Source organism: Burkholderia sp. IO2 (assembly GCF_029522185.1).
In the GTDB taxonomy this organism is placed as follows: domain Bacteria; phylum Pseudomonadota; class Gammaproteobacteria; order Burkholderiales; family Burkholderiaceae; genus Burkholderia; species Burkholderia cenocepacia.
In genome coordinates this window covers 57,367-82,616 of record NZ_JAKWFH010000022.1, presented here as the reverse complement: position 1 = coordinate 82,616, position 25,250 = coordinate 57,367, and the positions used below count along the sequence as shown (strand labels likewise).

The window sequence follows — 25,250 nt, the reverse complement described above, 5'->3', positions numbered from 1 at the left end:
GGAAACAGGTCGGTCAGTCGCGTACGCCGCGGTTCTTCAGCTGGTCGAGCAGCACGGCCGCGAGCAGGATCGCGCCACGCACGAGGTACTGGTAGAACGCGTCGATGTTCAGCAGGTTCATCACGTTCTCGACGGTGCCCATGATCAGCACGCCGATCACGACGCCCGAGATCGTCGCGCGGCCGCCCATCAGCGACACGCCGCCGAGCACGCACGCGGAGATCACGTTCAGCTCGAAGCCCTGCGCGGCGTTCGGCTGGCCCGACGTGATGCGCGACGCGAGAATCACGCCCGCGAGGGCTGTGACCGCGCCCTGGATCAGGAAGATGTACACGCGCGTGCGTTCGACGTTGATCCCCGCGAGCCGCGACGCTTCCGGATTGCCGCCGATCGCGAGCGTGTTGCGGCCGTACACGGTCTGGTTCAGCAGCACGCCGAAGCCGATGAAGCACAGCAGCGTGACCCAGATCGGCAGCGACACGCCGAACATCGACATCCCGCCGAGCGCGATGAAGGTATCCGACGACACGCCGACCGCCTGCCCCTTCGACACGATGAAACCGAGCCCGCGCACGATCTCCATCGTCGCGAGCGTCGTGATCAGCGCGTTGATGCGCAGGTACGCGATCACCGCGCCGTTCACGAAGCCGATCGCGGCGCCGGCCGCGACCGCCGCGACGATCGCGACGAACGTGTTGTCGGTCGCGTTCAGCACCATCGCGCACAGCACGCCCGAGAACGCGACGGTCGAGCCGATCGACAGGTCGAAGTCGCGCGACGCGAGACAGAACATCATCGTGCACGCGACCATGCCGATCTGCGAGATCGACAGCGCGAGGCCGAGCATGTTGTCGATCGAGAAGAAGTGATCGACGGTCAGCGACATCGTGATGAACATCACCGCGAAGATCGCGATCAGGCTGTATTCGGTCAGATGCTGCCACCACTTCTGGCGGTCGCTCTGCTGCGGAACCAGCGCGTCGGCCGACGGCTTCACGGCGGCGCTGGCCAGGTTTTCGTTGACTTGCATGATGTGTCTCCTGCTCCTGCATCGCGCGGCCCGCGCCGCGCGTGTTCGATTCGAATGTCGTATGCCGCGTCAGGCCGCCTCGGCCGCGCTGGTCTGCGGCAGCGCGAGGTTCAGCACCGCGTGCTCGTTCGCCTGCGCGCGCGGCAGCTCGCCGGCGATCCGGCCTTCGCGCATCACGACGATGCGGTCGGACACGCCGAGCACTTCCGGCAGTTCCGACGACACCATCACGATCGCGCAGCCGCGCTCCGCGAGCCGGTAGATCACGTCGTAGATCTCGTGCTTCGCGCCGACGTCGATGCCGCGCGTCGGCTCGTCGAGGATCACGACCTTCAGGTCGGGCTCCGCGAGCCAGCGCGACAGGATCGCCTTCTGCTGGTTGCCGCCCGACAGGAAGCGGATCTTCTGGCGCCGGTTCGGCGTCTTGATCTTCAGCCGCTGGATGAAGCGGTCGGCCGTTTCGCTCTCGGCCTTGCCGTTGATGAACAGACCCGCGCGCAGCGAATGGCGGCGGCAGCTGATGTTGATGTTCTCCGCGACCGACGCGATCGCGATGATCCCTTCTTCCTTGCGGTCCTCGGGGCACAGCACGATGCCGTGGCGGATCGCGTCGCCCGTGCGCTTCACGTCGATGCGCGCGCCGTCGAGCGTCAGCACGCCCGCGCGCCGGCGGTCCGCGCCGTACACGAGCCGCATCAGCTCGCTGCGACCCGCGCCGACGAGCCCGAAGAAGCCGACGATCTCGCCCGCGCGCACCGAGAAGCTCGCCGGTTCGCGCAATGCCGGCCCGTCGATGCCTTCGGCGGAAAACCGCACGTCGCCGAGCGCGCGCGGCGCGTAATGGTAGATGTCCGCGATCTCGCGCCCGACCATCTCGGCGACGAGCCGCTCGCGCGGCACGTCGGCCAACGCTTCGTGCGACGCGATCTTGCGGCCGTCGCGAAAGATCGTGCACGCATCGCACAACCGGTAGATCTCGTCCATCCGGTGCGAGATGTAGATCAGCGCGCGGCCCTGCGCACGCAGGTCGTCGACCAGCTTGAACAGCACTTCCGTCTCGCGATGCGACAGCGAGCTCGTCGGTTCGTCGAGCGCGATCACGCGCGCGTTGCGCATCAGCGCCTTGCAGATCTCGACCATCTGCCGCTGCGCGATCGACAGCCGCCCGAGCCGCGCGTCGGGATCGAGATCGACGCCCATCTCGGCGAGCCGCTCGCGCACGTAACGCTTCGCCTCGCGTTTCCTCACCCAGCCGAACGCGTTCGGCAGGCGGCCGAGCAGCAGGTTTTCCGCGACCGTCAGGTCGGGCACGTACTGCAATTCCTGGTGAATCACCGCGATGCCGGCCGCGATCGACGCGGCCGCATTCGCGAACTGCACGGGCTGGCCGTCGACCAGCACGCTGCCCGCATCGGGCTGATATTCGCCGCCGAGAATCTTCAGCAGCGTCGACTTGCCCGCGCCGTTCTCGCCCATCAGGCCATGCACCTCGCCCGCATGCACGTCGAACGAAATGCCGTCGAGTGCGCGCACGCCGGGAAACACCTTGCCGATATTGTCAAAACGCAGTGCCGCTGACACGTCGTCTCTCCACTTCAGAATCGATCGACCGCCGGCCGCCGCATCGCCGCGGCAGCCGGCGGGCCGCTTACTTCGACGCGAGCCCCATCTCCTCGCGCACCTTCGCCACGTTGTCGCGCGTCGCGAGCATGCCCGTCGTCAGCGTCAGCGGCGGCGGCGCCTTGCCCTGCGTGATCCACGCGTACATCAGGTCCGACGTTTCCTCGCCGTGGCGCTTCGGGCTGATGATCACGGTGCCGTAGAAGCCGGTCGGCTGCGGCTTCTTGAACTCGTTCAATGCCGAATCGGAACCGCCGATGCCGATGCCGATCATGTTGTCGGCCTTGAAGCCGCGCCCTTCGGCCGCGCGCACCGCGCCGAGCACGGCCTCGTCGTTCAGGCCGTACGCGACCCAGTGCTTGAACTGCGGGTTCTTGGTGAGCGCGATGTTCGCCGCGTTGAACGCGTTCTCGGTGTCGGTCTTCGCCTGCGGCGCCGCGATCACGTTCGCCTTCGGGAAGCCGGCGGCGACCAGCGCGTCGGTCGCGCCGCTCGTGCGGTCGTGCGCGGTCGGCAACTGCTCGTAGGTGATGTCGATCGCGCCGACGTCCTTCATGTCCCAGCCGCGCTTCTTGATCTCGGCCGCGATGCCGTCGCCGACCTGCTTGCCGATGTTGTACGCGGAAATCCCCATGTGCGGCACCGACTCGATCGGCTTGCCCGCGCCGTCGACGAGGCGGTCGTCGACCGTCATCATCTTCAGGTTGTGCGACTTCGCCTTCGCGACGATGCCCGGCCCGAGTTTCACGTCGGGCGTGCAGATGATGAAGCCCTGCGCCTTCTGCGCGGACAGGTTGTCGATCGCGCTCATCACCTTCTCGCCGGACGGCGCGCCGATCTTCACGAGCGTGAAGCCCTTCTGCTTCGCGGCGATCTCGGCGAATTTCCATTCGTCCTGGAACCACGGCTCCTCAGGCTGCTTCACCAGGAAGCCGATCTTGACCGGGTCGGCCGCGTGCGCGACCGGGCTGCCCATCACCACCGCGGCCGCAGCGGCCAGCGTTACGAACGTTCTGCGTTTCATCTCCAGTGTCTCCTTGTTTTCATCGAACAGGATGCAGCCGCTTGTTGGTTTCGACGCAGCGTGCGCGCGGCCGTCGCACGTGCGGTCTTTCGAATCGTTACGTCAGTTGCGTCAGTCGTGATACAGCGCCGCGCGCCCGCCGTCGACGGTGATGCACGCGGCGTTGATGAACGGCGCCTCGTCGGACGCCAGGAACACGGCCGTCATCGCGACCTCCTCCGGGCGGCCGATCCGCTTCATCGGCTGCAGCGCGAGCGTCTCCGCGCGCGCGGCGGCCGGATCGGGCTGCGCGTCCCACCAGTCGCGCGTCAGTTGCGTCTCGATGTAGCCCGGCGCGATCGCGTTCACGCGCACGTTGCGCGCCGCGTATTCGATGCCGAGCGCACGCGTCAGGCCGAGCACGCCGTGTTTCGCGACCGGATACGGGAAGCAGCCCGGGATGATCCTGAACGCATGCGTCGATGCGATGTTCACGATGCTGCCGCGACCGCGCTCGACCATGCCCTCCAGCGCCGCGCGGCAGCCGTGCCACACGCCGTCGAGATCGACCGCGAAGCAGCGCCGCCAGTCGTCGTCGGTCATCGTCAACGGATCGGCGAACACGTTGATGCCCGCGTTGTTCACGAGCACGTCGAGCGGGCCGAACGTCGCTTCCGTCCGCGCGAGCGCATCGCGCACCGCCTGCTGCCGCGCGACGTCCGCCTGCAGCGGCAGCACGCGCGCGCCGTCGCATTCGTGCGCGATCGCGGTGGCCGTGTGCTGCGCCTGCGGGAAGTCGAGATCGACGAGCGCGACGGCCGCGCCTTCGCGCACGAACGCGCGCGCGATCGCGGCGCCGATGCCGCGGCCCGCGCCCGTCACCATCGCGACCTTGCCCGCGAGGCGGCCCATCATGCGGCTCCGCCGCGCGCCGCGCGCAAGCCGACCTGGAACGCGCGCGCGTTCGCCGCGGTCGTGTCGGCCGACTGGCCCGGGCGATACAGCGCCGAGCCGAGCCCGAAGCCGTTCGCGCCGGCGTCGAGGAACGGCCGCATGTTGTCCGGCGCGATCCCGCCGACCGGAATCAGCGGCACCGCGCGGTCGATCACCGCGCGCCAGGCCTTCACGACGCTCACGCCGAGCTGTTCGGCCGGGAACATCTTCAGCACGTCGGCGCCGTTCGTCAGCGCCGCGAACGCTTCGGTCGGCGTCGCGACGCCCGGCGCGCTCGCCAGCCCGCGCTCGCGCGCGCGGCGGATCACGGCCGCGTCGCTGTGCGGCATCACGATCAGCGCGCCGCCCGCATCCTGCACGCGGTCCACGTACTCGGCGCGCAGTACCGTGCCCGCGCCGACGATCATGTCGTCGGGCAACGCGCGGCGCAGCTCCGCGATGCTGTCGAACGGCTCCGGCGAGTTCAGCGGCACCTCGACGATCCGGAAGCCGGCTTCGTAGAGCGCGCGGCCGTGGTCGGCCGCTTCGGCGGGCGTGATGCCGCGCATGATCGCGATCAGCGGACACGCATCGAACGCGCGCATCAGCGCGGCGTGGGGCGTGTATGGCGCGGGCAGTGTCAGGTCGGACGACATCGAAAGTTCCTCTGCAAGCAGTTCATTGATCCGCGCAGACGGGCTCGCCGTCCGCGCGCACGAGCCCGGCACGCGACGCGATCCGCCACAGGCCCAGCTCGGTCGCATGCGCGGCCACGCGCGCATGCGCATGGCCGAATACCTGGAGCGCATCGACGTAACGCGAACACAAGCCGTCGTCGCCGATCAGCAGCAGCGGCTGATCGGCGAGCGCGATGCCACGCTCCGCGAGCATCGCATCGAGCGCATTGAGCTCGTGACCGATCAGCAGGCCCGACAGGTAGTCGCCCTGCGCATCGGGCGCGAGCCGGTCGGTCAGCCCCAGCGTGCGCGTGCTGAAAATCGTCGCGAGCAGCCCCGTGTGCTGCGCGCCGCGTGCGACCGATACGCCGCGCACGAACGCGTCGCGGTCGGGCGACGCACCCGGGCGCATCGTGCGGCCGAGGATCGTGTGATCGCGCAGCACCGCGAACAGCTCGCCGGTCATGAAGGTCTGGAAGCGTTCGATCATCCCGTCCTTCACCCACGCCCATTTCGCATGCGTGCCCGGCAAGCCGATCAGTACCCCTGAACGATCGGCGCCAAGCGTGGGATCGCTCGCGAGCGCGCCGACGATCTGCGTTTCTTCGCCGCGCATCACGTCGGGCAATTCGCCCGTCGCGATCACGCCCGGCACGATCGAGACCGTCGCGCCGCGCGACGTCGTCACGGTGATGAGCCCCGCGACGAGCGCGTCGGCGCCGGCCGGCACCGCGACGTACGGCGCTTCGCGCCAGCCCTGCGCGCTGCCGACCATCCCGGCGGCGAGCACCGGCAGGCCGGGCGTACGGTCGAGCCAGTCGCCGCACGCTTCCTCGAACACCGCGTCGAACGCGCGCGCGCCGCCGCCCGGCACGTGCATCACGCCGGCCGCCCGGCTGCGCGTGTCGATCGGCACGCCGTGCGCGTCGTACAGATACGCGCGCAGCGACGTGGTGCCCCAGTCGAGCGCGATCAGCGACGGGGAAGCGGAACTGGCATCCGGAGCGGGCCGGGTCGAAGTCGTCATCGTTTGATCCTGCGGGTACCCTGCGGCGGGCTCCAGCCCAGTTCCGCGGAAATGGCTCGCGCTTCGCGCTGCACGAGCGGAATCAGTTCGTCCATGCGGTCGTGCGGCATGTACGGAATCGTGCTCGCGACCGACACCGCCGCGACGATCGCGCCCGACGCGTCGCGGATCGGCGCGGCCACGCAGCGGATCGACGCCTCGTTTTCCTCGAGATCGAACGTATAGCCGCCGGCCGCGTAATGGGCCATGCGCTGCAGGAACGCGCTCGTCTCGGGCCGGTTGTCGGGCTTGAAGTTGACGCCGGCCAGCGCGCGCCGCGCGGCCTCGAACAGCGAGCGCCACAGGTCCGGATCGAGGTCGAGCATCATCGCCTTGCCGATACCCGTCGACGCGAGCGGCATCCGGTGGCCGACGCGCGAGCGCATCTCGAGGCCGCGCGTGCCGGGAATCTTGTCGATGTACAACACGTCGTCGCCGTCGCGCACGCCGAGATGGATCGTGTCGAGCGTCGCTTCCGCGAGCGCCTCGAGATGCGGGCGTGCCACCGCGGTGAGCGGCATCTGCTCGAGCGCGATCGTGCCGAGCTCGATCAGCTTCGGGCCGAGCAGGTAGCCGCCCTGCACCTGGCGCAGATAGCGCGCCTGCACGAGGCTGCTGACGAGCCGGTGCGTCGTGCTGCGCGTCGTGCCGAGCGCGGCGCCGATCGCGCGCATGTCGCGCGCGCCGTTGGCGATCGCCTCGAGGATCGCGAGGCCGCGCAGCAGCGTCTGCGTGCCGGCCTGCTGCGCGGCGAGGTCGAGCGGCGTGCTGGTCGCGCCGATGGTGTCGGTCAGCGACGCATCGTCCGGCATCGCGCGCCGGGCGTCGAGGGCAAGGGAGTCTGGCATCTTGGTCATGGGGCGGGGCTTCTTCAACGGAATCGGTGAAGCCGCCCGCGCGGCGCCGGAACTGCGTCCGATGCGGCGGCGTGGCGGCGGTCGATGCACCGAGTAAAGCGCCCGGCGAACTTCATGGAAGGTGTCTCCGTGTGCGACGGGCGCCGCGCGATGCGTGGGTCCGAAGCTGTCGATGTGCTTCGGATTGTAGGAGCGCACGCATTCGTCTCCAATATTTGAATGCGTTGCCCAGATAATGAGAATCCCGGCGAAATCCACGGCGAGCCCGACATTCCGGCCGCGCCATGCGCACGGGGGCGGAACCCGCCGTTCCGCAGGTTCCGCCCCCGTTTGTTCTCCGCGTGCCGCGCTTACTGCTGGCTCGTGCTGCTGCGCGCCTGCATGTAGCGCTGTACGTCCGCGAACGACACGCGGCCGCTACCGGCGGCGTCCATCTGCCGGAAATGGTTCGCGACATAGCCGAGGCCGGCCGCGCGCGCCTGCGCCTCGGTGATCGACCCCGTGTTCTGCGTGTCGGCCGCGCTGAACTGCCGCGCGAGCTTGCGCACCACCTGCGCGTGCAGCGCGGCGCCGGTCGTCTGCGTGCCGGCGGTCGCGTGACGCGCGGCCGGCGGCACGTACGGGTCGCCGAGCTGCGCCTGGCGCGCGCGCGCCGGTGCGGCGGCGTCGCTCGCCTGCGCGAACGCGGAGAGGGATGTTGCGGCGCCGGCGCATGCGAGCGCCGCGGCAACGACGATGAAACGATTCTTCATGTCAGGCTCCAGTCTGGAATGAGGTCGTCGACGGCCGGCGAGCAGCGCCACCTGGGGCGCCTGTCGCCGGCCTCACGCATCGCATCAGTGCGCGGCCGCGCCGTAGAAGGTCACGAGATCGGCTTTCTCCTGCGGACGCGACGTATCGTCGAGATAGACCATGTGCCCGCCCTGATAGTCCTTGATCGTCAGGTTCGGTTGCGTGCCGAGCCGCGCGAGGTCGAGCTCGGTCTGGTAGAACGGCGTCGCGATGTCGTGATACCCGTTCAGCGACAGCACCTTCAACTGCGGATTCAGCGTCAGCGCCGCGGCCAGATCGGGAATCGTGTCGGGCATCGCGAGGCCGTCGTGCGTCCAGTCCCACGTGTTGATCGCATTGCTGCTCACCGAGTAGGCCGACTGCGCGGTGTACTTCAGCTCGTTCGGCAGGTAGCTGCCGATCGTGTCGGTGAACGGCTTCGTGATGAACGAGCTGGACGGATCGCCGTCGGCCGCGAGCGGGCTCGACACGGGCACGTTCACGCGTGCGTCGTAGCGGCCGATCAGCGTGCCCGGAATCAGCGACAGCTGGAAGCTGTTGTCGAAGAAGGTCGGGACCACGTTGAAGTCGGCATTCCACAACGCCTGCTTCACGCCGGTCGAATTTGCCATCGTCGTGACGAGATTCGGCGGCGGCGGCGTGTGGCTCGCGAGGTACGCGTTCACGGCCGGCGCGTAGCTGCCGGCCGTCAGCAGGCGCATCTGGTCCGCATACTGCGGCAGGTTCGACGGGTTCGGATTGTCGAGCTGATAGTACGCGCCGACCGTGCCGTACGACGGCACGAAGCCCGCGCAGCTCACAGGGCTCGCGCCCCTGTTCGAGTTGCCGACATAGTCGCTCGCCATGTCGCAGTTCGTGTTGTAGTTCAGGATCGACGACTGCAGCACGATGCCGTCGAGCTTCACGCCGGCCGTCTCGAGCAGGTTCGCGAGCACGTCGGTGCGCGGCGTGCCGTACGACTCGCCGAACAGGTACTTCGGCGAAGCGCTGCGCTGGTTCACGCTCAGGTAGCGCGTTACGAAATCGCGGAACGCGCCGGCGTCCTGGTCGACGCCCCAGAACGTCTGGTTCGTGTTCGGCGCGACCGCTTCCGAGAAGCCGGTGCCGATCGCATCGACGAACACGAGGTCGGTCGTGTCGAGCAGGGTTTCCTGGTTGTCGACGAACGGGAACGTCGACGTGTTCGCGTTCGGGTCGCCGGTCTGGATCCGGCGCGGGCCGAACGAGCCGAGGTGCAGCCACACCGACGCCGAGCCGGGGCCGCCGTTGTACAGGAACGTGACGGGCCGCTTCGCCGCGGGCTGGTTGTCGGCCGTGTAGGCGACGTAGAAGAACGATGCTTCGGGCGCGCCCGTCTGCGGATTGCGGGCGACGAGGTGGCCGGCGGTGGCCGTGTACCGGATCGTCTTGCCGTTCAGCGTGATCTGATGGTGCGTGACGGCGGCCTTCTCGACCGCGGCGGACGCGTCGAGCGACGCGTTCGCACTCGACGAATAACTGTTCGGATCGTTGTACGCGCGGTCGACCTGACCGGCGGGATCGGCTGAATTCGCGACGCTCGCGGCAGACGACGACGTCACGTCGTCGTTGCAGGCCGTCAGAATCAGCGAAGAACACACCACCCCCAACAACAGCTTCGCTTTGCTCGCTGGCATCGTTGCGTTCCTTCTCTCGGATGTTTTTTGTGTCGAGCGGCCGGATAAGCCACCCCCCGCCTCGATTGCGGCCGATAAGCCGAGGCGCTGGCCAATATACGCGAGCCCGTCAGCTTTGAAAAATTTTGAAATATTTGGCGCGCAAGCGGTGCAGCGCACACCTTTCAGGAATGCTTCGATTCGCGAAACGTTGCATTTCACAGCGCTTTCAGCGACTTTCGCGTTTACCCGCGGCGGCTAAAAAAGCACGGATTTCGTGCGATGTCGGTCAACAAAATCGCGCACTTATCGGTATTGCTCAGTAAAGCGAAATAGACGGATTCGTCTAAAGGATGTGGCCCGAAATGGCGGCGACACGGATGCGCTGCAGCGCACCAATCGCGCGTCGACGACGGAATGGACAACGCAGCAGCGCGGGCGCGCCGCTCACTCCGATTGCGGCAGCTCGGCCGCGCCCATCCGGTGCGCGATGACCGCCGCGCGCTGCGCCTGATAGGCCGAGCCGCGATGCGCATCGAACCAGCGCGGCTTCGGCAGCATCACCGCGAGACGCGCGGACTGCCACGCGCCGAGCCGGCTCGCGGGAATCTTGTAGTAATAGCGCGCGGCCGCTTCGGCGCCGTACACGCCGCGCCCCCATTCGACCGAATTCAGGTAGATCTCGAAGATGCGCTCCTTGTCGAGCACCGTTTCGAGCATCCACGTGATGATCAGCTCCTGGCCCTTGCGGATGTAGCTCTTCTCGCGCGACAGGAACAGGTTGCGTGCGAGCTGCTGCGTGATCGTCGAGCCGCCCGCGACGATCCTGCCGCGCGCCTTGTTCTTCTCCCACGCCTGCAGGATCGCGTCGACGTCGTAGCCGTTGTTGGTCGCGAAGGTCGAATCTTCGGACGCGATCAGCGCCCGCTTCAGGTTGCGCGAGATCTGGTCGTACGGCACCCACTGGTGCCGGATCTGCGCGGGCGGCGTGTCGCGCGACAGCCACCACGCGTCGGTGCGCATGAAGGCGGTCGAGCCCGGATTCACGAACGACCACAGCGCGATCTGCGCGAGATAGAACAATTGCGTCGCGAGCCACGCGCCCGCGAACACCGATCCCGCGTAGACGGCCCAGCGAGCGAGGCTCACCGTCCGCGTGCGCTGCGTGCCGCTCACCGCCACCACGTGCCGCGCTCCGTTCAGCTCGCCGCGAGCGCCTGGCGCAGCGCGGCCAGCACCGGCGCGCCGTCCGGCCGCACGCCGCGCCAGATGAAGAACGATTCGGCCGCCTGCTCGACCAGCATCCCGAGGCCGTCGGCCGTGCGCGCGCCGAGCGACGCCGCGTGCTGCATGAACACGGTCGGCTGCGCGCCGTACATCATGTCGTACGCGAGCGTGCCGGCACCGAACGCCGCGGGGTCGCATTCCGGCAGCGCGGCGTCGAGGCTGCCGGCCGTCGCATTGATCACCACGTCGTACGGCTCGGCCCGCACGACGCCGGGGCCACCGCCCGCGAGCGTGCAGCCCGCGTCGTGCGCGGCCTGCATGAACTGGCCGACGAGCGCTTCGGCCTTGCTCGCGGTGCGGTTCACGATTCCGATCGACAGCGGTGCACGATCGAGCAGCGGCAGCACGACACCGCGCGCGGCGCCGCCCGCGCCGAGCAGCAGGATGCGCGCGCCGGCAAGCGACACGCCGAGATTCGCCTCGATGTCGCGCACGAGGCCGACGCCGTCGGTGTTGTCGCCGTGGAGGCGGCCGTCGGCGTCGATGCGCAGCGTGTTCACCGCGCCTGCCGCCGCCGCGCGCGCCGACAGCGTGTCGGCGAGCGCATGCGCGTCCAGCTTGAACGGCACCGTCACGTTCGCGCCGCGCCCGCCTTCGGCGACGAACGCGCGCACGGCTGCCTCGAACCCGTCGATCGGCGCGAGCCGGTGCGTGTATTCGATCAGCTCGCCGGTCTGCGCGGCGAATTGCGCGTGGATGAACGGCGACTTGCTGTGCGCCACCGGGTTGCCGAACACGACATAGCGGTCGGCGCCGCTCGTCGACGCAGCTGCGCTCATGATGCGCGCCCCTCTTCGCCGTCGTTGCCGCTCGCGGCTTCGCCGCCGTCGGCCGCCGCGCCGTCTGCCTCGGCCAGCGCTTCGGCCTCGGTTTCCGCCGACGCGTCTTCCGCGTCGACCAGCGTGTCGTCGCCGCCTTCGGCGTCGTCCTCTTCGTCGGCCGCGTCGCCGCTCGTCACGGTCGGCGCGTCGAGCACGTTCAAGAGGCGCACCGACGCCTCGATCGTCAGCTCGTCGAGCGACATCACGTCGAGCAGCACGCGCGTGCCGCGCGCATGCACGCCGAGCCCCGGCACGTGCAGCAGCAGCGGGATTTCCTCGAGGCGCACGAGATCGCCCTTCACGACGCTCGCGACCACCTGCTTCTTCTGTTCCTGCGCGAGCCAGCGCAGGCACCAGAAGTACTCCATCCGGCGCTGGTAGTCGGCGTAGGCCGTATACGTATCGTCGAAGCCCTGCACGACCGCGTAGAGATCGGCGTCCTTCGGCTTGAACGGCGCGGCGAGCTTCGCGGTGACGCCGTGCTGCACGCACGCGAGCAGTTGCCACTGGTTCACGAGGTCGACGTAGCGGCGCAGCGGCGACGTGCTCCACGCGTACTGCGCGACGCCGAGGCCTTCGTGCGGCGCGGCCGTCGTCTGCATCCGCGTGCGCTTCGGGCCCGGTGCGCCGAAGCCGCGCTGCGAGCGGTAGATGCCCGGCACCGTGTGGTCGTGCAGGAACGCGCCCCAGGTCGAGTTCGCGAGGATCGCGAGCTCCGACACGATCAGGTCCAGCGGCGAGCCGCGGCGGCGCGGCGTGATCGTCACGTGCTCGCCTTCGACGTAGAAGTTGTAGTCGGTGTTGCGCTGCACCTCGCGCTTCAGGCCGTAGCCCGCGCGCGCGACCTGGCGCTTCTCGAACAGCGCCTGCGCGAGCGGCCACAGCACGGCGATGTCGTCCTTGTGCGGGTAGTCGCCGGTGCCGGCCGCGAGCGTCTCTTCGTTGACGAGCTCGTCGAGCGTGTTGTGGCGCAGGTTGCTCTTCACGAACACGAGCTCGGCGCGCGTCTCGCTTGCGACGATGTCCTGCGTGTCGCGGTTGACGATGATGTACAGCGACAGCGCCGGGCGGTAATCGCCCTCTTTCAGCGTGAACACGTCGACGACGTCGTCCGGCAGCATCGTGATCTTGTCGCCCGGCATGTAGACGGTCGACAGGCGCGCGCGCGCGATCGCGTCGACCGCGTCGCCGCGCACGATGCCGAGCGCCGGCGCCGCGATGTGCACGCCGATCCGCACGCGGCCGTCGGCCAGGTGCTCGACCGAGAACGCGTCGTCGATTTCGGTGGTCGTGATGTCGTCGATCGAGAACGCCTCGACGTCCGCGCGCGGCAGATCGTCCGGCAGCGGGCCGACCGTGACGGGCGGAAAGCCCGTGCCGTGCGGGAAGAATTCCGCGAGAAAGCGCGCTTCGTGCAGCGCACGCGGCGACTCGATGCCACCGCAGTCGAGCATCAGCCGCGCCGGCGACACGCCGCGCGCGCCGGCCGCCGCTTCCATCGCCTTGTATTCGATCGAATTCTTGTCCGGCCGCGTGAGCAGCCCGAGCACCTTGCCCGCGAACGCTTCCGGCAGCTTGCCGGCCTTCAGCTCCTCTTCATACTGCGCCTGCACCAGCGCCTGCTGGCGCTTGCGCTCGAGCGACGCGAGCGCCATCTTGAGCTGCTCTTCCGGCGCGCGCTGGTACTGGCCGCGCCCCTTGCGACGGAAGTAGACGGGCGAGCCGTGCAGCCGCAGCACCAGCGCCGCGCGCTCGACCGGGCCGTACGTCGCGCCGAAGTACTCGGCGGCCAGCGCCGTGTACGCGAACTCGTCGGCCGGCGCGCATTCCCACAGGAAGTCCAGATCGATCTGCTGCGCGGCCGTGTCGGCCTCCTGCATCAGTTCGCCCGCGGCCGGTTTGTCAAATTCGATCAGCACGTCTTTCGCGCGCACCTTCGCACGCCGCCCGCCGGGCAACTCGACCTGAAATGCGTCGCCCTGGCGCGACAGCACGCTGCCCGCCTTGAAACTGCCCGATTCCTCGAAGAAAACGTTCACTCAGTACTCTCGTTCAGACTGCCGGGCGCCGCGTCGGCGGCGCCGCATGATGATGGGGATTCGATCGGCACGCGGCCGGTTAAGACGTCTTTCCGTCGCAAAACGCGAGAACGTCGTCGACATAGTCGGCAAATTCGCTGATCCCGTGATCGCTGCCGTCGATCACGCGGGTTTTCGCGCCCGGGTAATGGGCCAGCATCTCGCGGTAATCGAGCACTTCGTCGCCGGTCGCCGCGAACAAATAGTAGCGGTCGGCGCGCGTGATCGCCGGCACGCGCAGCGCGTCGAGTTCGTGCAGATGCCGGCGCTCGACGACGATCGTGCCGCCGCCGTGCCACAGCGGCTGTTCGCCCAGATGCTGCTCGAGATCGCGCTGCGGCACGATCGCCGGATTCAGCAGCACGGCCTTCCAGCCGTGCTTTTCGGCGAGCCATGTCGCGTAATAACCGCCGAGCGAGCTGCCGATCACGGTGACGTCGCGGGCACCCGCGACCTCGGCTTCCGCGACGGCGATCGCCTCGAGCGGCGACACCGACAGCGACGGGCACCGCCACTCGCCGGTGCGGCCGAGTTCGGCCATGCGCGCGGCGAGCAGCCGCGACTTCTGCGATTCCGGCGACGACCGGAAGCCGTGCAGATACAGGATCACGTGCGGCTCCCGAGCGCATCGAGCAGCTTCTGGTGCACGCCGCCGAAGCCGCCGTTGCTCATGACGAGCACGTGGTCGCCCGGACGCGCGGCCTCGACCACCGCCTTCACCAGCAGATGCAGATCGTCGAATGCGCGCGCGCGGTCGCCGAGCGGCGCAAGCGCTTCGGCGAGATTCCAGCCGAGCGCGTCGCGCCCGGTCGGCGCGCCGTAGCCGAACACGAGATCGGCATCGGCGAGGCTCGCCGGCAATTGCGACTTCATCACGCCGAGCTTCATCGTGTTCGAGCGCGGCTCGAGCACGGCGAGGATGCGGGCATTCTGGCGGCCGATGCGCGCACGAAGGCCGGCGATCGTGGTGTCGATCGCGGTCGGATGGTGCGCGAAATCGTCATAGACGGTCACGCCGTCGACGCTGCCGCGCACTTCCATGCGGCGCTTCACGTTGCGGAACGATGCGAGCGAAACGGCCGCCTGCGCGGGCGGCACGCCGACGTGGCGCGCGGCGGCGATCGCCGCGAGCGCGTTCATCCGGTTGTGGTCGCCCTGCACCTGCCACGCGACTTCGCCGACGCGCTCGGCGTGCGAATACACCGCGAAGCGCTCGTCGACCGGCACGCCGTCCTCGGCCGGCAGCGCTTGCCAGCCGCCGTCGACGCCGAAACGCTCGACCTCGCTCCAGCAGCCGCGCGCCAGCACGCGCTCGAGCGCATCCGAGCGGCCGTTCGTGACGATCCGGCCGACCCCGGGCACGGTGCGTACCAGATGATGGAATTGCGTCTCGATCGCGGCGAGATCGGGGAAGATGTCGGCGTGATCGAATTCGAGGTTGTTCAGTACCGCGGTACGCGGCCGGTAGTGGACGAACTTCGAGCGCTTGTCGAAGAATGCCGTGTCGTACTCGTCGGCCTCGATCACGAAGAAGCTCGAATCGGTGAGCCGCGCGGACACGCCGAAGTTCAACGGCACGCCGCCGATCAGGAAGCCCGGGTTGAGCCCGGCGTCCTCCAGCAGCCACGCGAGCATCGACGACGTGGTCGTCTTGCCGTGCGTGCCCGCGACCGCGAGCACCCATTTGCCGGCCAGCACGTGCTCGCCGAGCCACTGCGGGCCCGACACGTACGGCAGGCCGCGATCGAGGATCGCCTCCATCAGCGGGTTGCCGCGCGTGACGACGTTGCCGATCACGAACAGGTCCGGTTTCAGGTCGATCTGCTCGGCGCCGTAGCCCTCGATCAGCGTGATGCCCTGCGCCTCGAGCTGCGTGCTCATCGGCGGATAGACGCCCGCGTCGCAACCCGTCACCGTGTGGCCCGCCTCGCGTGCGAGTACGGCGAGACCGCCCATGAAGGTGCCGCAGATGCCAAGAATATGGATGTGCATAGATGAATGCTTTCGCGCCGCCGGGCGCCGTCGATTCGGAAAGGATGCGTGTGCGTCGCGCCGGACGGGCCGTGCGGCCGGCGCCCGGCCCACGACCTTGCCGCGACACAAAGGACACTATTGTAACTGACGGCCTGCGATGCCCGGCGACCCGAACGATGCGCGCGAACGGCGCCGGCGCCCTCGGGCGGCGGGCCGCCGCACCCGTGCTCGGGCGCCGCGACGATCGAGTATGATTGCCGGATCATGTCTCGCAAACCTCTTGTCGATCCGCGGCGCGTCCGCGAGGAAATCGCCCAGTCCGCCGCCCGCCTGATCGCGGAGGACGGCCTGGACTACGCCGGCGCGAAACGCAAGGCCGCGCGCCAGTTGCTGGGCGATTCGCGCGTTGCCGGCGAATGGCTGCCGGATAACGACCAGATCGAGGAAGAATTGCGCGAGTACCTCGCGCTGTTCCAGAGCGACACGCAGCCGGACGAACTGCGCCGCCTGCGCGAGATCGCGCTCGACTGGATGCGCCGGCTCGCCGAGTTCCATCCTTATGTGACGGGCGCCGTGCTGAACGGCACCGCGAACGCGCATTCGGATATCCATTTGCAGGCATTCACCGACAACCCGAAGGACGTCGCGATCTACCTGCTGAACCAGAACGTCCAGTACGACGTATCCGAGACGCGGCATTTCGCGGGCCGCGGCGACGTCGAGACGCTCAGTTTCCTGTGGCGCCCGCGGCGCGACGTGGATGCGATCGGCATCCATCTCGCGCTGTATGCGAGCGACGACCTGCGCGGCGCGGTGAAGGCCGACGCGCGCGGCCGCGTCGCCCGCGCGGACGCCGCCGCGCTGCGCGCGCTCGTCGCGGCAGGCCAGGCCCCTTCCGAACCGGAATGACTCAACGATGATGATGAAACGCATGTTGGCGCTCGCGGTGGTCGCGGCCGCCGCCGTCGCCGGCGGAGTCGCCGCCGGTCACTGGTTCCGCGGCACGGTCGACGACGGTGTCGCCGTCGCCGCGCCGACCGCCCACGGCAATCCGGTCGAGCAGCTGTGGGCGTCGTCGCTCACCGGCGTCGACGGCAAGCCGGCGACGCTGACCGCCTTCAAGGGCCAGAAGGTCGTCGTCAATTTCTGGGCGTCGTGGTGCGGCCCGTGCGTCGAGGAGATGCCCGAGCTGGTCGCGCTGTCGCACCAGTACAAGCAGAAAGGCATCCGTTTCGTCGGGATCGGCGTCGATTCCGAGCAGAACGTGAAGAACTTCCTGCAGAAGGTGAAGGTCGACTATCCGGTGTTCGTCAGCGGCTACGCGGGCGCCGATCTGGCCCGTAATTTCGGGAATACCGCTGGCGCGCTGCCGTTTACCGTCGTCATCGACGAAACCGGCAAGATCCGCGAGACAAAATTAGGACAAATCCAGCCGGCCGAGCTGAAAAAGACGCTCGACGCGCTGTAATCGGCCCGGACAGCGGCCCGCGCGTTGCCGGCGATTTGCAGGTCGATCGCCGCAATTTCGCGGGAATTCGCCGATACTTTGCGTTCGCACCGGTAATTCTTGCAGGTCCGACGCGTCTGGCCGTTCGGCAAAACTAGACAAATTTCTCTAAATAGCGCTAAAGTTCGCGCAATTCCGCAGAAATAGAAGCGACCATGACACGATTGCTGGTGTTGCACGGCCCCAACCTGAACCTTCTCGGCACCCGGGAACCGGAGGTGTACGGCCGCGTCACGCTCGCGCAGATCGATCAGGCGCTTGCCGCGCGCGCCCGGGAAGCCGGCGCCGAACTGTTGTCGTTCCAGAGCAACCATGAAGGCGCGCTGGTCGACCGCATCCAGGCCGCGCGGGAGGAACAGACCGATTTCATCCTGATCAATCCGGCCGCGTATACGCACACGAGCGTTGCGATCCGGGACGCGATCGCCGGTGTTGGCATCCCGTTCGTCGAGGTTCACCTGTCGAACGTGCATCGCCGCGAAGCGTTCAGGCACCACTCCTACTTTTCCGACCAGGCCGAAGGCGTGATCTGCGGGCTCGGCTGGAAAGGTTATCTGTACGCGCTCGAGTACGCGCTGGACAAGCTGCAAGGCACGTCGCGCGGCTGATTTCGCGATCTAGATTCAGCGCCGGCCCCTAACCGGCGCTTTCACGTATTGAAAGGGGAATTCCCGATGGATCTTCGTAAGCTGAAAACTCTGATCGACCTCGTTTCCGAATCCGGCATCTCCGAGCTGGAAGTGACGGAAGGCGAAGGCAAGGTGCGTATCGTCAAGAACGCGCCGCCGGTCTACGTGCAGCCGACGGCTGGGTATGCCCCGCAAGTCAGCGCGCCCGCTCCGTCGGTCGCGCTGCCGACCGAAGGCGCTGCCGCGCCGGCCGCCGGCGCCGCCGCCGCACCGGCCGCTCCGCAGGGCCACGTCGTGACGTCGCCGATGGTCGGCACGTTCTATCGCGCGCCGTCGCCGGGCGCCGACCCGTTCGTGCAGGCCGGCGACACGGTCAAGGAAGGCCAGACGATCTGCATCATCGAAGCGATGAAGCTGCTCAACGAGATCGAGTCGGACAAGGCCGGCGTGATCAAGGAAATCCTCGTCGAGAACGGCCAGGCCGTCGAATACGGCCAGCCGCTTTTCGTGATCGGCTAAGCCCGCCGCGCGGCCCTGCCGGCCGCGCGCCGCCGATGCTCGCCAGGCGCCGTTCGCGCGCCCCTCGAAGAGACGAATACTCGCTATGTTTGAAAAAATCCTCATTGCCAACCGCGGTGAAATCGCGCTGCGCATCCAGCGCGCGTGCCGCGAACTCGGCGTCAAGACGGTGGTCGTCTACTCGGAAGCCGACAAGGAAGCCAAGTACGTGCGCCTCGCGGACGAAGCCGTCTGTATCGGCCCGGCCCCGTCGAACCTGAGCTACCTGAACATGCCGGCGCTGATCAGCGCCGCGGAAGTCACCGATGCCGAGGCGATCCACCCCGGCTACGGCTTCCTGTCGGAGAACGCCGATTTCGCGGAGCGCGTCGAGCAGTCGGGCTTCACGTTCATCGGCCCGCGCCCGGAAACGATCCGCATGATGGGTGACAAGGTCACCGCGAAGCAGACGATGATCAAGACCGGCGTGCCGTGCGTGCCGGGTTCGGAAGGCGCGTTGCCGGACGATCCGAAGGAGATCGTCAAGATTGCGCGCACGATCGGCTATCCGGTCATCATCAAGGCGGCCGGCGGCGGCGGCGGGCGCGGGATGCGCGTCGTGCACACCGAAGCCGCGCTCGTCAACGCGGTCAACATGACCCGCGAGGAAGCCGGCCGTGCGTTCGGCAACCCGCAGGTGTACATGGAGAAGTTCCTCGAGAACCCGCGCCACATCGAGATCCAGGTGCTGTCGGACGCGTACAAGAACGCGATCTGGCTCGGCGAGCGCGACTGCTCGATGCAGCGCCGCCACCAGAAGGTGATCGAGGAAGCGCCGGCGCCGGGCATTCCGCGCCGCCTGATCGACCGTATCGGCGACCGCTGCGCGGACGCGTGCAAGAAGATGGGCTACCTCGGTGCGGGCACGTTCGAATTCCTGTACGAAAACGGCGAGTTCTACTTCATCGAGATGAACACGCGCGTGCAGGTCGAGCACCCGGTATCGGAGCTGATCACGGGCGTCGACATCGTGCAGGAACAGATCCGCATCGCGGCCGGCGAGAAGCTCACGCTGCGCCAGCGCGACATCCAGTTCCGCGGACACGCGATCGAATGCCGGATCAACGCCGAAGATCCGTTCAAGTTCACGCCGTCGCCGGGCCGGATCACGTCGTGGCATACGCCGGGCGGCCCGGGCGTGCGCGTCGATTCGCACGCCTACAATGGCTATTTCGTGCCGCCGAACTATGATTCGATGATCGGCAAGCTGATCACCTACGGCGCGACGCGCGAACAGGCGATCCGCCGGATGCGCATCGCGCTGTCGGAAATGGTCGTCGAAGGCATCCAGACCAACATCCCGCTGCACCGCGAGCTGATGATCGACTCGAAGTTCGTCGAAGGCGGCACCAGCATCCATTACCTCGAAAACCGGCTCGCGCAGAAGCAGCAGGTCGCACCGGAAGAAGCGTAAGCATGAGTTATCGCGAACTCGTCGTCGAACTGGCCCGCGAGCATGCGGAGGCCCTGTCCGACGCGCTGCTCGATCTCGGCGCGCTGTCGGTGTCCGTCGAAGACGCCGACGCCGACACGCCCGACGAACAGCCGCTCTTCGGCGAGCCGGGCTTGGTGCCCGATCGCACCGCGTGGCAGCACTCGCGCGTGGTCGCGCTGCTGTCGGCCGACCATGAGCCAGCCGTGCTGCTCGCGGCGGCCGCGAACGAGATCGGCCTCGCCGAAACGCCGCAGTTCGTCGTGCGCGAAGTCGAGGAGCAGGACTGGGTGCGGCTCACGCAGTCGCAGTTCGAGCCGATCCCGATCGGCGAACGGATCTGGGTCGTGCCGTCGTGGCACGATGCGCCCGACCCCGATGCGCTCGTCCTCGAACTCGATCCCGGCCTCGCATTCGGCACCGGCAGCCACCCCACCACCCGTCTGTGCATGGAGTGGCTCGAGCAGTCGGTGAAGCCCGGCCAGTCGGTGCTCGACTACGGCTGCGGCTCGGGCATTCTCGCGATCCTCGCGAAGAAATGCGGGGCGAACCCCGTGATCGGCATCGACATCGATCCGCAGGCGGTCGAATCGGCGCGCCAGAACAGCGAACGCAACCGTGCGGAGGTCACGTACGGGCTGCCCGATGCATGCCCGGACGGCGAATTCGACATCGTCGTCGCGAACATCCTGTCGAACCCGCTGAAGCTGATGGCATCGATGCTCGCATCGAAGGTCAAGCCGGGCGGGCGCATCGCGCTGTCGGGCGTGCTCGCGCGCCAGGCGGACGAAGTCGCGGCCGTTTATGCGCGCTACGTCGACATCTCGGTCTGGCGCGAACACGAAGGTTGGGTATGCCTTGCCGGAACCCGCCGCGAAAGCCATTAGAATAGCGCTGTCCTTCACTCTGGCCAGCAGGCCGCCCGGCTCGACATGCTTCTTGCGACGCGCTGCCCTCATTGCGAAACCGTCTTCCGGCTGCAGCAGGAACAGCTCGCGCTGCATCAGGGGCTCGTGCGCTGCGGGCATTGCCACGAAGTCTTCAACGCCTCCGAATCGCTCGTTCCCGAGTACGCGCAGCAGCCCGAGCCGGCGTTGACCGAACCGGCTGCCGCGCCGAGCGACAGCGAGGCGCAGCCGCAGGCCGTGCCGGCCCGGCTGTTCGCCGCCGACGCACCGCCTTCCGGCCTGCCGACCGGCACCGACTACAAGCCGGAAGGCTGGGACATGTGGGCGCCGTGGCTCGACGCCGGCGTCGATCCGTCGCTGCAGCACAGCGTCGAGACCGTGCGCACCGAGCCGCTGATACCGGTCGCGCTCCCGTCCACGGAAGCCGGCGTCGTTCATCTGTCGGGTACGCCCGCACCGTTCGCGTCCTCGCCGGCCGAGCTGGATTCGTCGACTGCCGTCGAGCAACCGGCCGGACCGCATTCGCCGCACACGCGGCACGAATCGCATGAACCCGAAGCGGCCGCGCCCGCGCCCGTCGAGCGCGATCCGCGCGAGCCCCGCTTCGTCGCTCGTCCTCCGTCGGAAGCGGACACCGCGGCTGAACCCGCCGAACCTGTCGGTCACGCGCGTTTCGCCGCGCCGGACGACGAACACGCGCCGCGCGAACCGCGTTTTGCGTTCACGCCCGCACCGGCCGTCAGCGAAGCCGAAACCGCATCGGAACCCGATACCTTCACCCGGCACGACACCAGCCCGACCGCGGCAGCGGCCGATGAACCGGCAGCCCGGCCGGCCATCCAACCGGCCGCCCAACCGGCCGTCCAACCGGCCGTCCAACCGGCCGTCCCGTTCCCCGCCGCACTGGCCGATGACGATCGTCCACACTTCGCCGTCACGCGCGAGACCCGCGCGCCGCAGCGACGCGGGATGCTCGGCGGCTTTGTCGGCGGCCTCATCGCGGCCGCGCTCGTCGGGCTGCTCGCCGTGCAACTGGCGTGGTGGCAGCGCGAAACGCTGATGATCTACTGGCCCGTCACGCAAGGCTGGTTCCGGCAGGCCTGCACGCCGCTCGGCTGCACGGTCACGCCGCCGCGCGCGATCGACGGCCTGCGGCTCGACGCGACCGACCTGCGCCAGCTCGACGGCCCGCGCGAGCTCGAACTGAAGGTGCCGCTGACGAACCGCTACCGCGTCGCGCTCGCGTACCCGTCGCTCGAACTCACGCTGCTCGACGATACCAATCACGTCACCGTGCGCCGCGTGCTCGCGCCGCGCGACTACGTGCGCCCGGGCACGCCGATCGACGCCGGGCTGCCGCCCGGCACGACGCAGACGATGGTCGTCCGCCTCGAAACGAACGGCACGCCCGCCTCGAATTTCCGCGTCCAGATCTTCTATCCGTGACGCGCCGCGGCGCGCTTGCGCGCCCGTCTCAACCCGCGCGCCCGAGCGGCGCGCTATTTCGGAGCACGAACATGAGCAAAGTTACGCTGGGTGGCAACCCGATCGATCTCGCCGGCACGTTCCCGGCCGTCGGCGCGCAAGCCGCCGATTTCAAGCTGGTCGGCAAGGACCTCGCCGACCTGTCGCTCGCCAGCTTCGCCGGCAAGCGCAAGGTGCTGAACATCGTGCCGAGCCTCGACACGCCGACCTGCGCGACGTCGACCCGCAAGTTCAACGAAGCCGCGTCGTCGCTCGACAACACCGTGGTGATCGTCGTGTCCGCCGACCTGCCGTTCGCCGCCACGCGCTTCTGCACGACCGAAGGCCTCGCGAACGTCGTGACGGCATCGACGTTCCGCACCGGCCGCGCGTTCGCGAACGCGTACGGCGTCGACGTGACGAGCGGCCCGTTGAACGGCCTGACCGCACGCGCGGTGGTCGTGCTCGACGCGCAGGACAAGGTGATCCACGCGGAACTCGTCGGCGAAATCAAGGACGAGCCGAACTACGATGCAGCGCTCGCCGCACTGAAGTAAGCTTTCTTCCGCTTTCTCCTGCCGCGCCGCGCCCTTCGCGCGGCGTTGTCGCGCAGGGCCCCTCATTTCTACAGGAACGCACACCTTGGCTACGCTGATTTGCGGCTCGATCGCCTACGACTCCATCATGACCTTCGAAGGGCGGTTCCGCGAGCACATCCTGCCCGACCAGGTGCACCTCATCAACCTGAGCTTCCTCGTGCCGACGATGCGCCGCGAATTCGGCGGCTGCGCGGGCAACATCGGGTATGCGCTGCACCTGCTCGGCGGCGATGCGCGCATCATGGGCACGATGGGCGCGCTGGATGCGCAGCCGTATCTCGACCGGCTCGACCAGCTCGGCCTGCGCCGCGACCACGTTCGCGTGCTGCCCGATACGTACACCGCGCAGGCGATGATCACGACCGATCTCGACAACAACCAGATCGCGGCGTTCCACCCGGGCGCGATGATGCAGTCGCACCTGAACCATGCGGGCGACGCGCCGGACATCAAGCTGGCGATCGTCGGCCCGGACGGCTTCGACGGGATGGTCCAGCACGTGGAAGAGCTCGCCAAGGCCGGTGTGCCGTTCGTGTTCGATCCGGGCCAGGGTCTGCCGCTGTTCGACGGTGCGACGCTGCGCCGCAGCATTGAACTTGCGACCTACGTAGCGGTCAACGACTACGAGGCCAAGCTGGTGAGCGACAAGACGGGATGGTCCGAAGATGAAATCGCCAGCCGGGTCGACGCCCTCGTCATCACGCGCGGCGAGCACGGCGCGACCATCCGCCACAAGCAGGGCGCGGAGCAGATTCCGGTCGTACCGGCCGAGCGCATCGCCGATCCGACCGGTTGCGGCGACGCCTTCCGGGGCGGCTTGCTGTACGGCATCGAGCACGGCCTCGACTGGGCAACCACCGGCCGCCTCGCGAGCCTGATGGGCTCGCTCAAGATCGCCCATCAAGGGCCCCAGACTTACGTACTGACGCGCGCCGAAATCGACGCACGCTTCGAGACTGCATTCGGTTACAGTCTCAAATGAATATTGTGGGAGAGCAAAGATGTTGACGAAAAAAACCCTCACGCTCGCGGCCATGCTGACGGCCACGCTGACCCTCGCCGGCTGCTTCACGGCACCCGGCTCGGCGGATGTCTATAGCGTCGGCCAGGCGCAGCGCGAACAGACGGTCCGCATGGGCACGGTCGAAAGCGTCCGCGCGGTGCGCATCCAGTCCGACGGCGGCGGCAGCGCGATCGGCACGCTCGGCGGCGGCGCCCTCGGCGCGGTCGCGGGCAGCGCGATCGGCGGCGGCAAAGGCTCGATCCTGACGGCGATCGCCGGCGGCCTCGTCGGTGCGGTCGCGGGTAACGCAGTCGGCGAAAACCTCAGCACCGCGAACGGTGTCGAAATCACCGTGCGCCTCGACAACGGCGATCTGCGCTCGATCACGCAGGCGGCAAGCGGCGAAGCGTTCCGCGCCGGCGAGCGCGTGCGCCTGCTGTCGAGCGGTGGCGTCACGCGCGTCACGCACTAACCGGCATCCTCAGCACGCGGCGCAAGCCGCGGTCGAACGCATGTGCGAAGCCGCACATGCGTTTTTTTTCGTCCGCGCGCCTTCGTCCACGCACGCGTCGGCCAGCCGATCGATGATTCATACGGACGAAAAAAATCCCGCCACCTGAGCCAGATGGCGGGATTGATTGAGTAGCGCTACTCAACCCACGGACACCACGTGAGTGCCCGGGTGATGCTGCTCAGCCGCGATTACGGACGGCTGCCGGTCGGGAACGGCCATGCCGCTGCCGGGTTGAGCGCGGTCTTCACGCCCGATGCCGGCGCAACCGATGCGGTCGACGCGGTCGTTGCCGGTGCAGCCTTCTTCACGACGGCCTTCTTCGGAGCAGCAGCCTTCTTCGCCGGTGCGGCAGCCTTCTTCGCAGGGGCAGCCTTCTTGGCGGGCGCAGCCTTCTTCGCTGCAGCCTTCTTCGCAGGCGCGGCCTTCTTCGCTGCAGCCTTCTTCGCCGGCGCGGCCTTCTTCGCAGCAGCCTTCTTCGCCGGTGCGGCCTTCTTCGCAGCAGCCTTCTTCGCCGGTGCGGCCTTCTTCGCAGCAACCTTCTTCACTGCGACTTTCTTGGCGGCAACCTTCTTCGCAGCGGCCTTCTTAGCCGGTGCTGCCTTCTTCGCGGCGACCTTCTTGGCTGCAACCTTCTTCGTTGCGACCTTCTTGGCTGCGACCTTCTTCGCAGCGGCCTTCTTCGCCGGTGCTGCCTTCTTCGCGGCAACCTTCTTCACCGCGACCTTCTTCGCAGCAACCTTCTTCACTGCGGCCTTCTTCGCCGGAGCAGCAGCCTTCTTCGCAACGGTCTTCTTGGCAGCAACTTTCTTAGCAGCCGGTTTCTTCTTGGCAGTAGCCATGTTGTTCTCCTTCAGGTTCAGATGA

At 68.0% G+C, this 25,250-nt stretch carries 25 protein-coding genes; 10 read left to right on the top strand and 15 right to left on the bottom strand.

The features are described 5' to 3' along the window. Nucleotides 1–13 precede the first annotated feature (13 nt). From araH to mpl, 14 genes are all read right to left on the bottom strand, one after another. On the bottom strand, nt 14–1,030 hold the full coding sequence (gene araH / locus MMB92_RS16335; protein ID WP_006491027.1) for an L-arabinose ABC transporter permease AraH: 1,017 nt from the start codon (nt 1,028–1,030) through the stop codon (nt 14–16). Between the two features lie 69 nt (nt 1,031–1,099). Continuing rightward, the gene (gene araG / locus MMB92_RS16330) at nt 1,100–2,611 is read right to left on the bottom strand and encodes an L-arabinose ABC transporter ATP-binding protein AraG (protein ID WP_034201039.1); all 1,512 of its coding nucleotides are present in this window, start codon (nt 2,609–2,611) and stop codon (nt 1,100–1,102) included. A 67-nt stretch (nt 2,612–2,678) separates the two neighbouring features. After that, on the bottom strand, nt 2,679–3,674 hold the full coding sequence (locus MMB92_RS16325) for an arabinose ABC transporter substrate-binding protein (protein ID WP_006491025.1): 996 nt from the start codon (nt 3,672–3,674) through the stop codon (nt 2,679–2,681). A 111-nt stretch (nt 3,675–3,785) separates the two neighbouring features. Beyond that, on the bottom strand, nt 3,786–4,565 hold the full coding sequence (locus MMB92_RS16320; RefSeq protein ID WP_059721694.1) for an SDR family oxidoreductase: 780 nt from the start codon (nt 4,563–4,565) through the stop codon (nt 3,786–3,788). Further along, nucleotides 4,565–5,242 carry a 2-dehydro-3-deoxy-6-phosphogalactonate aldolase gene (locus MMB92_RS16315; RefSeq protein WP_058901244.1) on the bottom strand — a complete coding sequence of 226 codons (678 nt, stop codon included), beginning with the start codon at nt 5,240–5,242 and terminating at the stop codon, nt 4,565–4,567. The genes MMB92_RS16320 and MMB92_RS16315 overlap by 1 nt, the downstream gene beginning before the upstream one ends. 22 nt (nt 5,243–5,264) lie before the next feature. Further along, nucleotides 5,265–6,290, bottom strand: a complete 1,026-nt coding sequence (locus MMB92_RS16310; protein ID WP_006487542.1) for a 2-dehydro-3-deoxygalactonokinase — start codon at nt 6,288–6,290, stop codon at nt 5,265–5,267. After that, nucleotides 6,287–7,186, bottom strand: a complete 900-nt coding sequence (locus MMB92_RS16305) for an IclR family transcriptional regulator (RefSeq protein WP_060263323.1) — start codon at nt 7,184–7,186, stop codon at nt 6,287–6,289. Before MMB92_RS16305 ends, MMB92_RS16310 begins: the two co-directional genes overlap by 4 nt. 350 nt (nt 7,187–7,536) lie before the next feature. Next, nucleotides 7,537–7,938, bottom strand: a complete 402-nt coding sequence (locus tag MMB92_RS16300) for an EF-hand domain-containing protein (RefSeq protein ID WP_006496742.1) — start codon at nt 7,936–7,938, stop codon at nt 7,537–7,539. 84 nt (nt 7,939–8,022) lie between these two features. After that, entirely contained in the window at nt 8,023–9,633 is a 1,611-nt protein-coding gene (locus MMB92_RS16295) for a peptidase S10 (protein ID WP_006496743.1), read from the bottom strand. A gap of 426 nt (nt 9,634–10,059) precedes the next feature. Further along, the gene (mtgA, locus tag MMB92_RS16290) at nt 10,060–10,797 is read right to left on the bottom strand and encodes a monofunctional biosynthetic peptidoglycan transglycosylase (RefSeq protein ID WP_060263324.1); all 738 of its coding nucleotides are present in this window, start codon (nt 10,795–10,797) and stop codon (nt 10,060–10,062) included. A gap of 14 nt (nt 10,798–10,811) precedes the next feature. Continuing rightward, a complete protein-coding gene (gene aroE / locus MMB92_RS16285; protein WP_277562785.1) occupies nt 10,812–11,678 on the bottom strand; it encodes a shikimate dehydrogenase in 867 nt (288 codons plus the stop codon). Then, nucleotides 11,675–13,759, bottom strand: a complete 2,085-nt coding sequence (locus tag MMB92_RS16280; RefSeq protein WP_006496746.1) for an RNB domain-containing ribonuclease — start codon at nt 13,757–13,759, stop codon at nt 11,675–11,677. The genes aroE and MMB92_RS16280 overlap by 4 nt, the downstream gene beginning before the upstream one ends. 79 nt (nt 13,760–13,838) lie before the next feature. Next, nucleotides 13,839–14,408 carry a YqiA/YcfP family alpha/beta fold hydrolase gene (locus MMB92_RS16275; RefSeq protein WP_006489407.1) on the bottom strand — a complete coding sequence of 190 codons (570 nt, stop codon included), beginning with the start codon at nt 14,406–14,408 and terminating at the stop codon, nt 13,839–13,841. After that, entirely contained in the window at nt 14,405–15,790 is a 1,386-nt protein-coding gene (mpl, locus tag MMB92_RS16270; protein ID WP_006489410.1) for a UDP-N-acetylmuramate:L-alanyl-gamma-D-glutamyl-meso-diaminopimelate ligase, read from the bottom strand. The genes MMB92_RS16275 and mpl overlap by 4 nt, the downstream gene beginning before the upstream one ends. A gap of 246 nt (nt 15,791–16,036) precedes the next feature. Between mpl and MMB92_RS16265 the strand changes: the two genes are divergently transcribed. The 10 genes from MMB92_RS16265 to MMB92_RS16220 all read left to right on the top strand — a co-directional run bounded on the left by MMB92_RS16265 (nt 16,037) and on the right by MMB92_RS16220 (nt 24,344). After that, nucleotides 16,037–16,681, top strand: coding sequence for a hypothetical protein (locus MMB92_RS16265; protein ID WP_034201043.1), 645 nt, complete (start codon nt 16,037–16,039; stop codon nt 16,679–16,681). A gap of 7 nt (nt 16,682–16,688) precedes the next feature. Further along, complete coding sequence (locus tag MMB92_RS16260) at nt 16,689–17,240, top strand: TlpA disulfide reductase family protein (RefSeq protein WP_080331128.1); 552 nt, start codon at nt 16,689–16,691, stop codon at nt 17,238–17,240. A gap of 194 nt (nt 17,241–17,434) precedes the next feature. Continuing rightward, the gene (gene aroQ, locus MMB92_RS16255; protein ID WP_058901241.1) at nt 17,435–17,887 is read left to right on the top strand and encodes a type II 3-dehydroquinate dehydratase; all 453 of its coding nucleotides are present in this window, start codon (nt 17,435–17,437) and stop codon (nt 17,885–17,887) included. Between the two features lie 66 nt (nt 17,888–17,953). After that, entirely contained in the window at nt 17,954–18,427 is a 474-nt protein-coding gene (accB, locus tag MMB92_RS16250; RefSeq protein ID WP_006496751.1) for an acetyl-CoA carboxylase biotin carboxyl carrier protein, read from the top strand. An 85-nt stretch (nt 18,428–18,512) separates the two neighbouring features. Further along, the gene (gene accC, locus MMB92_RS16245; protein ID WP_006490723.1) at nt 18,513–19,880 is read left to right on the top strand and encodes an acetyl-CoA carboxylase biotin carboxylase subunit; all 1,368 of its coding nucleotides are present in this window, start codon (nt 18,513–18,515) and stop codon (nt 19,878–19,880) included. A 2-nt stretch (nt 19,881–19,882) separates the two neighbouring features. Further along, nucleotides 19,883–20,785 carry a 50S ribosomal protein L11 methyltransferase gene (prmA, locus tag MMB92_RS16240; protein ID WP_006496752.1) on the top strand — a complete coding sequence of 301 codons (903 nt, stop codon included), beginning with the start codon at nt 19,883–19,885 and terminating at the stop codon, nt 20,783–20,785. Between the two features lie 45 nt (nt 20,786–20,830). Next, nucleotides 20,831–22,252, top strand: a complete 1,422-nt coding sequence (locus MMB92_RS16235) for a DUF3426 domain-containing protein (RefSeq protein WP_277562784.1) — start codon at nt 20,831–20,833, stop codon at nt 22,250–22,252. A gap of 71 nt (nt 22,253–22,323) precedes the next feature. Continuing rightward, a complete protein-coding gene (tpx, locus tag MMB92_RS16230) occupies nt 22,324–22,827 on the top strand; it encodes a thiol peroxidase (protein ID WP_006476975.1) in 504 nt (167 codons plus the stop codon). Nucleotides 22,828–22,912: 85 nt separating this feature from the next. Beyond that, a complete protein-coding gene (locus tag MMB92_RS16225; protein ID WP_006490717.1) occupies nt 22,913–23,851 on the top strand; it encodes a carbohydrate kinase family protein in 939 nt (312 codons plus the stop codon). Between the two features lie 19 nt (nt 23,852–23,870). Next, entirely contained in the window at nt 23,871–24,344 is a 474-nt protein-coding gene (locus MMB92_RS16220) for a glycine zipper 2TM domain-containing protein (RefSeq protein WP_006476977.1), read from the top strand. 230 nt (nt 24,345–24,574) lie between these two features. On the opposite strand, the gene MMB92_RS16215 is transcribed toward MMB92_RS16220, so the two are convergent. Next, entirely contained in the window at nt 24,575–25,225 is a 651-nt protein-coding gene (locus MMB92_RS16215; RefSeq protein ID WP_006490719.1) for a histone H1-like DNA-binding protein, read from the bottom strand. Nucleotides 25,226–25,250 lie beyond the last annotated feature (25 nt).

Excerpts from the sequence above, each read along its gene's own strand:
- MMB92_RS16235 (WP_277562784.1), top strand. The coding sequence starts at position 20,831 with ATGCTTCTTGCGACGCGCTGCCCTCATTGCGAAACCGTCTTCCGGCTG.
- MMB92_RS16300 (WP_006496742.1), bottom strand. The coding sequence starts at position 7,938 with ATGAAGAATCGTTTCATCGTCGTTGCCGCGGCGCTCGCATGCGCCGGC.
- MMB92_RS16315 (WP_058901244.1), bottom strand. The coding sequence starts at position 5,242 with ATGTCGTCCGACCTGACACTGCCCGCGCCATACACGCCCCACGCCGCG.
- MMB92_RS16220 (WP_006476977.1), top strand. The coding sequence starts at position 23,871 with ATGTTGACGAAAAAAACCCTCACGCTCGCGGCCATGCTGACGGCCACG.
- accB (WP_006496751.1), top strand. The coding sequence starts at position 17,954 with ATGGATCTTCGTAAGCTGAAAACTCTGATCGACCTCGTTTCCGAATCC.
- tpx (WP_006476975.1), top strand. The coding sequence starts at position 22,324 with ATGAGCAAAGTTACGCTGGGTGGCAACCCGATCGATCTCGCCGGCACG.
- MMB92_RS16260 (WP_080331128.1), top strand. The coding sequence starts at position 16,689 with ATGATGATGAAACGCATGTTGGCGCTCGCGGTGGTCGCGGCCGCCGCC.
- aroQ (WP_058901241.1), top strand. The coding sequence starts at position 17,435 with ATGACACGATTGCTGGTGTTGCACGGCCCCAACCTGAACCTTCTCGGC.
- MMB92_RS16305 (WP_060263323.1), bottom strand. The coding sequence starts at position 7,186 with ATGACCAAGATGCCAGACTCCCTTGCCCTCGACGCCCGGCGCGCGATG.
- MMB92_RS16295 (WP_006496743.1), bottom strand. The coding sequence starts at position 9,633 with ATGCCAGCGAGCAAAGCGAAGCTGTTGTTGGGGGTGGTGTGTTCTTCG.
- accC (WP_006490723.1), top strand. The coding sequence starts at position 18,513 with ATGTTTGAAAAAATCCTCATTGCCAACCGCGGTGAAATCGCGCTGCGC.
- aroE (WP_277562785.1), bottom strand. The coding sequence starts at position 11,678 with ATGAGCGCAGCTGCGTCGACGAGCGGCGCCGACCGCTATGTCGTGTTC.
- MMB92_RS16310 (WP_006487542.1), bottom strand. The coding sequence starts at position 6,290 with ATGACGACTTCGACCCGGCCCGCTCCGGATGCCAGTTCCGCTTCCCCG.
- MMB92_RS16325 (WP_006491025.1), bottom strand. The coding sequence starts at position 3,674 with ATGAAACGCAGAACGTTCGTAACGCTGGCCGCTGCGGCCGCGGTGGTG.
- MMB92_RS16215 (WP_006490719.1), bottom strand. The coding sequence starts at position 25,225 with ATGGCTACTGCCAAGAAGAAACCGGCTGCTAAGAAAGTTGCTGCCAAG.
- MMB92_RS16265 (WP_034201043.1), top strand. The coding sequence starts at position 16,037 with ATGTCTCGCAAACCTCTTGTCGATCCGCGGCGCGTCCGCGAGGAAATC.
- araH (WP_006491027.1), bottom strand. The coding sequence starts at position 1,030 with ATGCAAGTCAACGAAAACCTGGCCAGCGCCGCCGTGAAGCCGTCGGCC.
- mpl (WP_006489410.1), bottom strand. The coding sequence starts at position 15,790 with ATGCACATCCATATTCTTGGCATCTGCGGCACCTTCATGGGCGGTCTC.
- MMB92_RS16320 (WP_059721694.1), bottom strand. The coding sequence starts at position 4,565 with ATGGGCCGCCTCGCGGGCAAGGTCGCGATGGTGACGGGCGCGGGCCGC.
- prmA (WP_006496752.1), top strand. The coding sequence starts at position 19,883 with ATGAGTTATCGCGAACTCGTCGTCGAACTGGCCCGCGAGCATGCGGAG.